The 12,799-nt window shown below is 64.2% G+C and carries 11 protein-coding genes; 7 read left to right on the top strand and 4 right to left on the bottom strand.

The annotated features are described in order from the left end of the window. Nucleotides 1-73: 73 nt before the first annotated feature. The 4 genes from R3P93_RS04645 to R3P93_RS04630 all read right to left on the bottom strand — a co-directional run bounded on the left by R3P93_RS04645 (nt 74) and on the right by R3P93_RS04630 (nt 5,178). A complete protein-coding gene (locus tag R3P93_RS04645) occupies nt 74-1,516 on the bottom strand; it encodes a fatty acid desaturase family protein (RefSeq protein ID WP_068055731.1) in 1,443 nt (480 codons plus the stop codon). A gap of 24 nt (nt 1,517-1,540) precedes the next feature. Next, nucleotides 1,541-2,638 carry a ferredoxin reductase gene (locus tag R3P93_RS04640; RefSeq protein WP_176460324.1) on the bottom strand — a complete coding sequence of 366 codons (1,098 nt, stop codon included), beginning with the start codon at nt 2,636-2,638 and terminating at the stop codon, nt 1,541-1,543. A 99-nt stretch (nt 2,639-2,737) separates the two neighbouring features. Next, nucleotides 2,738-4,234: an FAD-dependent oxidoreductase gene (locus tag R3P93_RS04635; RefSeq protein WP_269595708.1), complete on the bottom strand. Its 1,497-nt coding sequence runs from the start codon at nt 4,232-4,234 to the stop codon at nt 2,738-2,740. Nucleotides 4,235-4,272: 38 nt separating this feature from the next. Further along, on the bottom strand, nt 4,273-5,178 hold the full coding sequence (locus R3P93_RS04630; protein ID WP_082898813.1) for an AurF N-oxygenase family protein: 906 nt from the start codon (nt 5,176-5,178) through the stop codon (nt 4,273-4,275). A 153-nt stretch (nt 5,179-5,331) separates the two neighbouring features. On the opposite strand from R3P93_RS04630, the gene R3P93_RS04625 reads away from it, so the two are divergent. The 7 genes from R3P93_RS04625 (at nt 5,332) to R3P93_RS04595 (ending at nt 12,761) form a co-directional block, all read left to right on the top strand. Further along, nucleotides 5,332-6,837 carry an adenylate/guanylate cyclase domain-containing protein gene (locus R3P93_RS04625; RefSeq protein WP_094639247.1) on the top strand — a complete coding sequence of 502 codons (1,506 nt, stop codon included), beginning with the start codon at nt 5,332-5,334 and terminating at the stop codon, nt 6,835-6,837. Between the two features lie 135 nt (nt 6,838-6,972). Beyond that, the gene (locus R3P93_RS04620; RefSeq protein WP_094670373.1) at nt 6,973-7,638 is read left to right on the top strand and encodes an HAD-IA family hydrolase; all 666 of its coding nucleotides are present in this window, start codon (nt 6,973-6,975) and stop codon (nt 7,636-7,638) included. A 60-nt stretch (nt 7,639-7,698) separates the two neighbouring features. Then, entirely contained in the window at nt 7,699-8,910 is a 1,212-nt protein-coding gene (locus R3P93_RS04615) for a sedoheptulose 7-phosphate cyclase (RefSeq protein WP_269595710.1), read from the top strand. Continuing rightward, a complete protein-coding gene (locus tag R3P93_RS04610) occupies nt 8,907-9,707 on the top strand; it encodes an O-methyltransferase (protein WP_317532498.1) in 801 nt (266 codons plus the stop codon). Before R3P93_RS04615 ends, R3P93_RS04610 begins: the two co-directional genes overlap by 4 nt. Further along, complete coding sequence (locus tag R3P93_RS04605; protein WP_317532497.1) at nt 9,704-10,990, top strand: ATP-grasp domain-containing protein; 1,287 nt, start codon at nt 9,704-9,706, stop codon at nt 10,988-10,990. Before R3P93_RS04610 ends, R3P93_RS04605 begins: the two co-directional genes overlap by 4 nt. Further along, entirely contained in the window at nt 10,990-12,012 is a 1,023-nt protein-coding gene (locus R3P93_RS04600; protein WP_317532496.1) for a D-alanine--D-alanine ligase family protein, read from the top strand. The genes R3P93_RS04605 and R3P93_RS04600 overlap by 1 nt, the downstream gene beginning before the upstream one ends. Further along, on the top strand, nt 12,009-12,761 hold the full coding sequence (locus R3P93_RS04595; protein ID WP_094639242.1) for a TauD/TfdA dioxygenase family protein: 753 nt from the start codon (nt 12,009-12,011) through the stop codon (nt 12,759-12,761). Before R3P93_RS04600 ends, R3P93_RS04595 begins: the two co-directional genes overlap by 4 nt. Nucleotides 12,762-12,799: the final 38 nt, after the last annotated feature.

Genomic DNA, 12,799 nt, shown 5'->3' with positions numbered 1-12,799 from the left:
CACCCGCAACGCAGAACCGCGGCCACCCGGCAATCGGGTGGCCGCGGTTTCGTCAGCTCTTCACGGGACGAACTCAGTCGTCGCCACGGGGCGGCGGCTGAACATCGACGCCGCCGGAGTTGTGCTCCGGTCCGGCCGCCGGATGCCCTGCCGGCACGCGGCCGCGCGTCTTCGCGGCCTCGCTGTCCTTGGTGGCACCTTCGGCGAACTTACGACGCCAGCTCTCCTCGGGACGGTAGGGGCCCGGCTTCGGCCGAGTCTTGCCGCCCGGGAACGCCAGCCGTGCGATGGTGCGCTGGACCATGCCCCACTGCTGAAAGAACGGTCCGGTGTTGTAGGGCAGTTCGTAGCGCTCGCAGATGTCCTTGATCTTCGGCGCAACGTCCGCGTACCGGGTGCTGGGCATGTCCGGGTACAGGTGGTGCTCCACCTGGTAGCTCAGGTTGCCGCTCATCAAGTGGAACAACGGGCCACCGTCGATGTTGGCGGCTCCGACGAGCTGACGGACGTACCACCCACCGCGGGTCTCGTTCTCCACCTCTTCCTGGCTGAAGGTGTAGGCCTGGTCCGGGAAGTGTCCGCAGAAGATGATCGCGTTCGACCAGACGTTTCGAATGATGTTCGCGGTGAAGTTCGCGGCCACCGTCGACAGGAACGTGCTCTCGATGCCACTGAACCGGCTGTCCAGCAGAGCCGCGGTCCGACGGTTCTTACCGAATCGGGCAGACCCACGCAGCTTGGACGCGAGCCTGGAGCGCTTGCTCTCGGGCAGACGTCCACCCGATGCGACCTGCGCCAGCGCGAACGCACCGGCGGAGATCAGCGGCCAACCCACGTAGTCCTTGACGAACTGCTTGCGTGCCTTGACGCCGATGCCCTTGAGGTCCTCGACGAGATCCTTGACCGGCTTCTCACCGCGACGAATGGCCTCGATGTCGAGATCGTGCAGCGCGACACCCCACTCGAAGAACGCCATCAGCAGCACGTTGTAGAACGGCTGCGCCAGGTAGGCCGGGTGCCACTTCTGCCGCGGGTCGATACGCATGATCTCGTAGCCGAGATCCTTGTCCTTGCCGCGGATGTTGGTGTACGTGTGGTGCACGTAGTTGTGCGAGTGCTTCCACGAGCTCGCGGTCGACGCGGTGTCCCAATCCCACACGGAGGAATGGATTTCCGGGTCGTTCATCCAGTCCCACTGGCCGTGCATGACGTTGTGGCCGATCTCCATGTTCTCGAGAATCTTTGCGATTCCGAGGCACGCTGTACCTGCCAGCCATGCCGGCTTGCTGGTCGATCCGAGCAGCAACACTCGACCCGCGACCAGCAGCTGTCGCTGGGCTGCGATCACCGAGGTGATGTACTTCCGGTCCTTGTCACCGAGGCTGGCGTACACCTCGTCGTGGATGGCGTCGAACTCCTTGGCGAGTTCGGCGATCGTGTCGTCACTCAGATGCGCCAGCGGGTTCACCGGCTCGTCGGAGCCCGTGACACGCCTGGTGGTTTCGTCGATAGACATTCATTCCCCTGTTCGATTTGAAGATCAGAGTTCGATTTCGATGTCGCCCTCAGCAGTGTTGACACAGATCCGAACCGCTTGCCCCGTAGGTTCGGAGATATCCCCGTTACGTAGATCACGTAAACGCCCCTTCTTCAGGGTACCTACGCAGGTGTGGCAGATGCCGATCCGGCAGCCGTACGTCAAATCCAGGCCGGCTTCCTCACCGGCGGCGAGAATCGTTGTGCCGCCGTCGCATTCGACGTCCTTCTTGCTGTTGAGAAACTTGACGGTGCCGCCCTCGCCTACATCGTCGCCACCACCGATGACCGGCTGAAAACTCTCGTGATGGAACCGGTCGTAGTCACCCTGGTCTTTCCAGTACGAGCGCAGATCGTCCAGATGTTCACCCGGACCGGAGCAGAATGCTTCGCGCTCACGCCAATCCGGGACCAGCTCGTCCAATTCGGACGCCTTCATCCGACCCTCGTCGCTGGTGATCCGCAGCTTCACCGTCAGCCCGTCGTGCTTGGCTTCGAGTTCGTCGAGGGTATCGGCGAACATCAACTGGTCGCGATTGTGCACCGAATGCACCACCACGACGTCGCGTACCTGATCGTGGTGATCGAGGGCGCGCAACATGCTGATGATCGGCGTGATGCCACTGCCTGCACTGATGAACACCATCTTGTCCGGAATCGGATTCGGCAGAGTGAACTCGCCCTCGACCTCACTGAGCCGGACGATGTCGCCGGTCCTGATGGTTCCCACCAAGTACGGCGAGACCGTCCCCGACGGCACCAGCTTGGGACTGACGCTGACCAATCCGTCCACCGGGTCCGGATCGGAGGTGAGCGAATACGCCCGCCAGTGGTACCGACCGTCGATCAGTACTCCGAGTCGGACGTACTGCCCGGGTGTGTGGCCCTGCCACTCGAAACCCGGCCGGATGTACACCGAGACGGCCTCCGATCCCTCCGGTGTCACCCGCTCGACCTTCCCTCGAAGCTCGCGGGTGGTCCACAGCGGATTGATCATCGACAGGTAGTCGTCGGGCCGGAGCGGATTGAACAACGATCGGACTGCGCGCAGCATCGTCCGTCTTACAAAAGAAACCTGGGGCTTGGCCCCCCGTTCAGCCATACTCAACGGTAACCCTGTGCGCCGTGCTACACATCCGAATCGCTCAGACTCGAATGAGACTGCTACACAAGGTGAACAGAACCGGGCTGTTCCGACCGGTCAGCGCGCTCTGGAAACGCGGTCGCCCAGGGCGGCACTCACTTTTCCGTACCAACCGACCGGACGGGCAAGCCCACGCGTGGGCACATCGGCCAGCAACGCCTCGGCCGTTTCCTCCGCATCGATCTTGTTGTCGCCGATGCCACCCGTGGCACCTCGCTTGGCCCACCCGACGACGTAGCAACCCGGAACCGGAGTGCCGTCGGCAGCGGTGATGCGACCGCCGACATTACGGATGGTGCCGCTGATGTCGTCGAACGGGATTCCCGGTGACGGGGTTCCGCGATAGCCGATCGCGAGCAGAACCAACTCGGTCGGCAGCTCGACGGCGTGCTCACCGACGCCGACTTCGATGGACTGCACCGAGTCGCTGCCGTGGAGAGCAGCCGGAGCTCGGCCGAACGCGAAGACGATGCGGCGGGCGTGCGCCTGCGAGCCCAGTTCGACTTGCGTCGCCCCAGCCAGAGCCGACGCAGGAGCGGACAACGGCAGGCGATCGATGGCGTCGACGATTCCGTCCGGTCCTGCCACGACGACGTCGACGCCGGCGCGATCGACGAGCGCCTTGCATTCGGACCGGGTGAACGCCGCGAATTCAGGACCACGACGGGCGAGGACGACGACCTCGCGGACGCGATGGCGACGCAGCTCGGCCAGCGCATGAGGAGCGATCTCGGTTCCGTCGAGCCGGTCCGGATCGGCCGTGAGGATACGAGCAGCGTCGAGTGCGACGTTGCCGTTTCCGATGATGGTGACGCGATCGACGCCGGTGAGATCGATCGCGTCGGCAGCAACGTCGGGGTGGCCGGTGTACCAGCCGACCAGGGTGCGTGCGCTGACCGATCCGTCGAGGTCGATACCGGGAATCTCGAGGGCTCGGTCCTTGTCGGCACCGACGGCATAGACCACCGAGTCGAACTTCCGAGCCAGTTCGACGTGGTCGACATCCTTGCCGACCTCGACACCGAGCTTCATCGTCACCCGTGGATGGACGAAGATCCCACGGAAGTGCTCACTGATGCGTCGGGTACCGAGGTGATCGGGAGCGACGCCGTAGCGGGCGAGACCGCCCGCGGTGGGCAGCCGGTCGTAGAAGGTGACGTTGGTGCCGGGCACGCGCAACAGCGCCTGGGCGGTGTAGCAGGCTGCCGGTCCGGTCCCGACGATGGCGATGTCGATCGGCGGCAGTTCGTTGACCGTCGCCACCGGGAATCGAGGCGCGCCCCACTCCGCCACGGCGGGCTTGTCCTTGTAGTAGTCGGCGTTGATGTCGGCGTAGATCTGCTGGTCCGGTGTCAGACGCGAGACGCGCGTGATCGCGTCCACCGGGCACGCGTCCGCGCAGGCACCGCAGTCGATGCACGAGCGCGGATCGATGTAGAGCAGCTCGGTCTTACCGAAATCCGGCTCGTCGGGCGTCGGATGAATGCAGTTGACCGGGCACACCGACAGGCAGGATGCGTCGTTGCAACAGTTCTGCGTGATCGCGAACGGCATGGTTTATCTGATGTCCTTCACGGCCTCGAAAAGAGTGGTCAGAGCATGTGCAAACGACGGTAGATCATCTCGGCCGGCTTGGTGATCAAACCGCAATCGAGAAGAAATGCCATCAGGTGCTCGCTCGAGGTGCGCATCATCGTGTGGTGATGGGCGTTGTTCTTCGCTTCCTTCACCGCGCGGTCGACGTCGAGGCCAGCTGCTGCGTAGACCTCCTTGTTGACCATGTTGGACACGATCAGGCGGGCGGCGATCGCGACGACGAGCGCGCTGGCCTTGCGGCGAGCCGGGCTCTTACCTGCGATGTCTTCACGCATCTGTGCGCGCGCGAAGGTCATGTGCCGCGACTCTTCCACGACGTGGATCTTGCTGGTGGTGCGCACGAGTGGCAGCACGTTCTCGCCGCGCATCCAGTCGCGCTGCATGACGTCGAGTACCTCTTCGGCGACGAGGATGCCACCGTAGGCGACCTCGGCGGACGCGAGAGCCTTGAAGCCACGGCCGAGTTCGATGCTCGATCGACGCGGCAGGTAGGCCTTGATGCCCATCTTCTGGCAGGCGCGGGCGAACATGATCGAGTGACGGCACTCGTCGGCGATCTCGGTGAGAGCGAACTGGAAGTCCGAGTTCGACGAGTCCTTGCAGTACTGATCGCGCAGGACCATCTGCTGCAGGATCATCTCGAACCAGATGCCGGTGCTCATGATCGAGCAGACCTCGTGGCGGGTGAGCGTGATGCGCTGCTCTTCGCTCATCTCGTCCCACAGCTTCGTGCCGTAGAGGGTGCTCCACTCCGGGTTGAGTCCGTAGAGGGAGGGATCGAGATCGGCTTCCCAGTCGACCTCCTCGGAGGGGTCGTACGACAGCTGGGCGGCGGAATCGAGCAAACGAGCGGAGACATCCTCGGGCTCGAGAACGTCGTTCCTGGAGAGTGTGCTGGTCATCGCCGTGGTTCCTTCCATCGTCGAAACGCTTTATGTAACTGTTACGGAGATTACCAGGTACTCGGGGACACAGGTAGTCACTCGAGAAGAAATCTCGTCGAATCTTTTTCCGGACCCCTACAGTTCGAGCGAACAGAGAACGGAGATTCATCGGTGATCGCAGCTCTACGGTCCGCCCTCACCCGCACCCCGATGCGCCTCTACGCGGCGGGCATGGTCTCGGCCAACGCCATCGGAGCAGTCATCGTCTTCGTGTTGGCCCGCTTCATCCTGCCGTTGCCGGTCGGCTCGGAGGAGATCCTGTCGGACCGAAATTACGTCGCCTTCTTCGTGTATCTACCGGTCGCGATCGCCATCGGGATCGCGCTCGGCCTCCGCGTTGCGAAGCCCCTCGTGCTGTGGCTGCACACCGGCGGCACGCCCTCGGACGCCACCGCGATCGCCATCGTGCGGCTGCCCCTTCGTCAGCTCGGCGTCCACGTGCTGCTGTGGGCACTCGGCGTCGCGGTGTTCGTCGGGGTCAATGCGTCGGCAGGCGCGGCGCTGTCGATCATCGTCGCGATTGCCGTCAGCTTCGGCGGCCTGGCGACCTGCTCGCTGGGCTATCTGGTTGCCGAGAGAACGCTTCGGCCGATCACCGCAGCGGTGATGGAAGTCAGTGCGGTCACCGATTCCGCCGCACTCGGCGTGAAGCTGCGCGTCGTTCTCATCTGGGTCCTGAGCACGGCCATTCCCATCCTGGGGCTCGGCCTCATCGGACTCGGTAGACTGATCGACACCGTCATCCCACCCGACGTCGACCTGTCCCCCGCGATGGTGTCGCTGTCCGCGATCGCCCTGGTCGTCGGATTCGGCGGCATGTTCCTGGTCGGACGGTCCGTATCGGATCCGCTGCAGCAGGTCAGCACGGCCATGCAACGCGTCGAAGCCGGAGCGACCGACACCCGCGTCGACGTCTACGACGCCTCCGAGATCGGCCGGTTGCAGAACGGGTTCAACAAGATGGTCGTCGGTCTCGACGAGCGCGAACGACTGCGGTCGCTCTTCGGCCGCCACGTGGGCCACGACGTGGCGCAGCGCGCGCTGGCAAGCGCGCCTCGTCTGGGCGGCGAGAACCGAACGGTCGCCGTGCTGTTCATCGACCTCGTCGGTTCGACGGCGATGGCCGAGCGAGAATCCGCGGAAGCGGTGGTCGATCTGCTCAACCGCTTCTTCGCAGTGGTGGTCGAGCACGGCGAACGACACGGCGGCTTCGTCAACAAGTTCGAGGGTGATGCCGCACTGCTGATCTTCGGCGCTCCGGTCGACCACCCAGATCCCGCGACGGCGGCACTGCGCACCGCACGCACCCTGGCCGTCGCCCTCGCCTCCGACGGCGGCTTCGAGATCGGCATCGGCGTCACGTACGGCCCGGTCATCGCCGGAAACATCGGAGCCGAATCCCGATTCGAGTACACCGTCATCGGCGACACCGTCAATCAGGCGGCTCGGCTCACCGATCTCGCGAAGGACGACCCGAACACCGACGTGCTCACGTCGTCGATCGTGCTCGATCACGCCTCCGTCGACGAACGCGCGCAGTGGACGACGGGCGAGGCGGTCACCCTGCGCGGCCGGTCGACACCGACGACTCTGGCCGCGCCCGTCCGGCACCGCTGACGTCCGACCGTTCTGCCGAAAAATTCGAAGGTTTCCCGTTCGGTGCCGATGGGGCATACCCCCCCGAACCAACTCACCCATCGCGCATGCGCGAGACATTGACCAGTACAACGTCTCTCGCTCCGAAAGGCATCCATGTCCGCAATTCTGTTCGGCTCGATCAGCACTCTCGTCGACACGTCCGAACTGCAACGTCGCTCGTTCAACGAGGCGTTCGCAGCACACGATCTGAACTGGAACTGGTCTCGCGAGGATTACCGGGCCATGCTCGGATCCAACGGTGGTGCCGACCGAATCAGCGAATACGCGTCCGACACGGATACCGAGGTGGACGCCGCTGCCGTGCACGCGACGAAGTCCGAGATCTTCCAGCGTCTGATCGGCGAATCCGACGTGAAGACACGACCGGGTGTGGCCGACACGATCGACTCGGCCAAGGCGAACGGCATGAAGGTGGGCTTCGTGACCACGACGTCGCGAGAGAACATCGACGCATTGTTGGCGGCCCTGAGCCCCGAGCTGACAGCCGACTCGTTCGACGTCATCGTCGACGCGTCCTCGGTCGATGCCGGCAAGCCCGACCCCGCGTCGTACGAATTCGCATTGAAGTCGTTGGGCGAGAACGCATCGGACAGCGTCGCCATCGAGGACAATGCCGGCGGTGTCCAGGCGGCGGTTGCCGCGGGCATCACCTGCGTCGCATTCCCCAACGAGAACACTGCGGGCACCGAGTTCGGCTCGGCCACCGACACCGTCGATGCACTCGATCCCGAGAGTGTCCGCGCTCTGATCTCCGCCTGAGCGAAGCCAGCGCAGCGAGCGTTCAGTCAGACCCTTCATCCAATCCTCCAGGAGTAACCAGTGAGCAATCTTCAGGCCCAGGTCGTTGCAGGGGACAGGTCGTTTCGCGTCGAAGGTTACGAACGCATCGAGTACGACCTGATCTACGTCGACGGTGTGTTCGCAATCGAGAACACCGAATTGGCCGATAGTTACCGGCCGTACGGTCGCGCGCTGATGGTCGTCGACGAATCGGTGCACGAGATCTACGGCGACCGGATCAGCGCGTACTTCGATCACTACGGCATCGCCCTGACGGTGGTTCCGGTGCACATCGCCGAGACTGCGAAGTCGCTGGAGACGTTCGAGCGCATCGTGGGCGAGTTCGATGCGTTCGGTCTGGTTCGCACCGAGCCGGTGCTGGTGGTCGGCGGCGGATTGACCACGGACGTAGCAGGTTTCGCGTGCGCCAGCTACCGACGGAACACCCCGTACATTCGCATTCCCACCACATTGATCGGCCTGATCGACGCGAGCGTATCCATCAAGGTGGCCGTCAACTACGGAAAGCACAAGAACCGCCTCGGTGCGTACCACGCGTCGCAGAAGGTGCTGCTGGACTTCTCGTTCCTCGGCACGTTGCCCGAGGATCAGGTGCGCAACGGCATGGCCGAGCTGATCAAGATCTCCGTCGTCGGCAATCTGGAGATCTTCGAGATGCTCGAACAGTACGGTCCGGAACTGCTGCGAACGCGGTTCGGCCATCTCGACGGAACGGCGGAATTGCGTTCGGTCGCAGACCGACTGACCTACTCGGCGATCGCGACGATGCTCGAACTCGAGGCACCGAATCTGCACGAGATCGATCTCGATCGCGTCATCGCCTTCGGTCACACCTGGAGCCCGACGCTCGAGCTGACCCCGCCTGCCCCGTTCTTCCACGGCCACGCCATCAACATCGACATGGCGCTGTCGACGACCGTCGCCGAACAGCGCGGACACCTGTCGACGGCAGACCGCGATCGGGTGCTCGGTGTCATGTCCAGCATCGGGCTGGCATTGGACAGCCCGTACCTGACCCCCGAGTTGCTCTCGGAGGCAACGGCGTCGATCCTCAAGACTCGCGACGGCATACTGCGCGCAGCGGTGCCGGACCCGATCGGCACGTGCCGCTTCCTCAACGATCTCGACGCAGCCGAGTTGGCCGATGTGCTGACTCTGCACAAGAAGATCTGCCTCGACTTCCCGCGCGCAGGCGAGGGTCTCGACATGTTCACTGCACCGACGCCGTGACCCAGACCCCCCGACCGGTCACCCCGACCACCATTCTGGCGCGCGAGCTCAGCGAGATAGCCGATCTGCTCGACGCCGGTGCCGGGGCGACCGACGAGCTGATCACCCGTGTTCATCGAGCCCGCGATCTCGCGGCGGGACTCGACCCGTATCTCGACACCTGCACCACCTCCCAATCCGCAGCGCTGGCGACACTGGCATCGCGGACCCGCACCGAGGACTGGAGATCACGTGACGTCGTCTCCGGCTCGGGGCCCCTGGAGATGGAAATGCTCTCCGGCCACGTGGAGGGACGCTTTCTTGCGTTTCTCGTGCACATGACCGGGGCGAAGCGGGTGCTCGAGATCGGTATGTTCACCGGCTACTCGGCACTGGCGATGGCCGAGGCTCTGCCCGCGGGCGGCGAGGTGGTCGCCTGCGAGGTGGATCCGTACGTGGCCGAGTTCGCGCGGTCCTGTTTTGCGGATTCGCCTGCGGGCTCGTCCATCACGGTGGAAGAGGGGCCTGCACTGGACACCCTCCGCCGGTTGGAGGGCACGTTCGATCTGGTCTTCGTCGACGCCGACAAGACCGGATACCGCGCGTACGTGGAGCACCTGCTCGGTAGCGAGCTGCTGGCCGACAACGCCGTGATCGCCGTCGACAACACCCTCCTGCAGGGGCAGCCGTACAGCGAACGCCCCACCGAGAACGGCCGGGCCGTCGCAGAATTCAACGAGTACGTGGCGAACGACCCCCGCGTGGAGCAGGTGCTGGTGCCGTTGCGCGACGGCGTCACCTTGATCCGGCGCACATGATCCGCACTGTCGCAGCACTTGTCGGACTCACTGCCACCCTCCCCGCCGACCTCGTGGCGGCGGGGGTGGCTGCCGTCCGCGGCGGCCGGCCCGCCACGCGCCGAACCGACTCCCCCAAGACGGTCATGATCAGCGGCGGGAAGATGACCAAGGCCCTGCAGCTCGCGCGGTCCTTCCATCTCGCCGGGCACCGAGTCGTCCTGGTGGAATCGGCCAAGTACCGTTTCACCGGCCATCGGTTCTCACGTGCGGTCGACCGATTTCACTGTGTACCCGACCCGACCGAATCCGGCTACGCCCGAGCACTTCTGGATGTGGTGCTCCGCGAAGGCGTCGACGTCTTCGTCCCCGTCGCGAGTCCGGCTGCGAGCATCCACGATGCCGACGCACGGGCACTGCTCGATTCGCACTGCGAGGTCCTGCACACCGACGGCGCGACGGTGCGCATGCTCGACGACAAGTCCAGGTTCTCCGAACACGCTGCGGCGCTCGGCTTGCGCGTTCCCGATTGGCGACGCATCACCGACGTCGAGCAGATCGCGCAGTTCGACTTCCCACCGGGCCGTGAGTACATCCTCAAACGCATCTCGTACAACCCGGTCGGCCGCATGGATCTGACGCGATTGACCCGCGACACGCCTGCCGAGAACCTGCGATTCGCACGCAGTCTCGGGATCTCCGAGGACGATCCGTGGATCCTGCAGCAATTCGTCGCTGGGCAGGAGTACTGCACCCACGGCACCGTCCGCGGCGGCCGGTTGCAGGTGTACGGCTGCTGTGAATCATCGGCGTTCCAGGTCAACTACGAGATGGTCGACAAGCCCGACATCCTGCGCTGGGTGGAAACGTTCGTCTCTTCGCTGGACGTCACCGGCCAGCTGTCGTTCGACTTCATCGAGTCCGCCGCCGACGGCCACATCTACGCCATCGAGTGCAACCCCCGCACCCATTCGGCCATCACGATGTTCTACGACCATCCCGACCTGGCTGCCGCGTACCTCGACGACGGCCATCCGGTGATCGTGCCGCGTACGACGGCTCGCCCGACCTACTGGATCTACCACGAGGTGTGGCGTCTGCTCACCGAGGGCAACCGAAAGGCCCGCTTGCGCAGCATCTTCGAGGGAAAGGACGCCATCCTCACCGGCTGGGATCCACTCCCCTATCTGCTGGTGCACCACCTCCAGATTCCGTCCCTGCTGGTGCGAAATCTGCTGGCCCGGCGCGGATGGTCACGCATCGACTTCAACATCGGCAAGCTCGTGGAGAACGGAGGCGACTGATGACCCTGTCGGTCCTGGTACTGGTCGGATCGTCGGTGGACGAGTTCCACTGCGATCTGTCTCGGGTGTACGCGGGCGGATTTCTCGACGCACTCGGTGGAAATCCCGACTATCGGTTCGAGGTGGCGTTCGTCTCCCCCGGCGGGCTCTGGAGCTTTCCCGGCGGCATCGACGCCGCCAGTGTGGCGTCGGCACACCAGATGTCGTTGGCGCAGGCAGTGGACGTCATCTCGTCGTGGCACTTCGACGTGATGGTTCCACAGATGTTCTGCCTGCCCGGAATGACGACATACCGCAGCCTGTTCGATCTGTTGGGCGTGCCGTACGTGGGCAACGGTCCGGACGTGATGGCGATGACGGCCGACAAGGCTCGCGCCCGAGCCGTGGTCGCGGCGGCCGGGGTCGCCGTCCCGACCGGTGTCGTGGTGCGGTGCGGTGACAACATCGACGTCGAACTGCCGGTGGTCGTCAAGCCCGTCGACTCGGACAATTCGATGGGCGTCACACTGGTTCGCCAATCCGACCGGTTGGCAACCGCTGTGAGCGAGGCTCTGACGTATTCGTCTGCGGCACTGGTGGAGTCGTACATCCCCCTCGGCCGCGAGGTCCGTTGCGGCATCATCGCACGGGGCGACGAGCTGATCTGCCTTCCACTCGAGGAGTATGCCGTCGAGTCGATTCGTACCAGCGCCGACAAGTTGAATCGCACCTCGGACGGGGATCTGTACCTGGTCGCGAAGGAGCAGACCAGGGCCTGGATGGTGGACGTCTCCGATCCGATCACCGAGAAGGTCTGGGCGGCAGCACGATCGTGCTATCGATCTCTCGGCTGCCGGCACTACGGTCTGTTCGACTTCCGGATCGACCCCGACGGACAACCGTGGTTCCTCGAAGCCGGTCTGTACTGCTCGTACTCGCCGTCGAGCGTGCTCGCCGTGATGGCCTCGGCGGCAGGTATCGCCGTCGACGAACTGTTCGCACGAACGCTCGCCGAACTGTCGGTGAAGGAGTTGTCCTCGTGACGTTGGGAATCGAGATCGACGAGCTGGACCTGAGCTCCACCGAGACCGAAGAACTGCGAACGCTGTTGGCCGAACACGGCGTGCTGATTCTACGCAGACAACCCTTGGACGACGCGGGCTTCCTGGCATTTCTCCGGCGGTTCGGCGAGATGATGTTCACCGAGGGCGAGACGCCTGTGCCGGGCTTTCCCGATCTGAACGTCATCAGCAACGTCGGCCGCACCACACCGCCGAAATCGACGTTCCACGTGGACACCACGTATGTACCGAATCCGCCTGCCTACACCGCATTACGCGCGGTCGAGGTACCGGAGGCCGGGGGCAGCACGCTGTTCAGCGACCAGTACGCGGCCTACGACACCTTGCCGGCCGACCGCAAAGCGGACCTGGCCGGAAGAACGGTGACGCACCGAGTGACCGGGGTGGCGTCGGACACCGATTCCTGTGCCGAACATCCTTTGTTCGCAGTGCATCCCGTGACCGGGCGTACCGCTCTGGCATTGTCGGCACCCGCACGGTGCGTCGCGATCAGCGGCATGTCCACCGAGGAGGCACAGGAGACCGTGCGATACCTGTTCGAACATTCGACTCGCGAGACCAATGTGCTGCGACACGCGTGGGCACCGGAGGACGTCGTCATGTGGGACAACCGATGTGTGATGCACAAAGCCGATCACAGCGGGGTCGTGGGAAACAGGGTCATGCACCGGGGAATGATTGCCAATGGTGAATCGCCGTCGGTTATGTGACCGACAACTCAAAGATTTGCCGGTTCGCCCGTAGTCCG

It is taken from the genome of Rhodococcus cerastii, assembly GCF_033042195.1.
Lineage (GTDB): Bacteria > Actinomycetota > Actinomycetes > Mycobacteriales > Mycobacteriaceae > Rhodococcoides.
Note: the sequence above shows the minus strand (reverse complement) of the source record. Positions and strands in the feature narration are given on the sequence as shown.

Coding starts and splice junctions, on each gene's coding strand:
- R3P93_RS04620 (WP_094670373.1), top strand. CDS start 6,973: ATGTCCGCAATTCTGTTCGGCTCGATCAGCACTCTCGTCGACACGTCC.
- R3P93_RS04640 (WP_176460324.1), bottom strand. CDS start 2,638: ATGGCTGAACGGGGGGCCAAGCCCCAGGTTTCTTTTGTAAGACGGACG.
- R3P93_RS04635 (WP_269595708.1), bottom strand. CDS start 4,234: ATGCCGTTCGCGATCACGCAGAACTGTTGCAACGACGCATCCTGCCTG.
- R3P93_RS04600 (WP_317532496.1), top strand. CDS start 10,990: ATGACCCTGTCGGTCCTGGTACTGGTCGGATCGTCGGTGGACGAGTTC.
- R3P93_RS04630 (WP_082898813.1), bottom strand. CDS start 5,178: ATGACCAGCACACTCTCCAGGAACGACGTTCTCGAGCCCGAGGATGTC.
- R3P93_RS04645 (WP_068055731.1), bottom strand. CDS start 1,516: ATGTCTATCGACGAAACCACCAGGCGTGTCACGGGCTCCGACGAGCCG.
- R3P93_RS04605 (WP_317532497.1), top strand. CDS start 9,704: ATGATCCGCACTGTCGCAGCACTTGTCGGACTCACTGCCACCCTCCCC.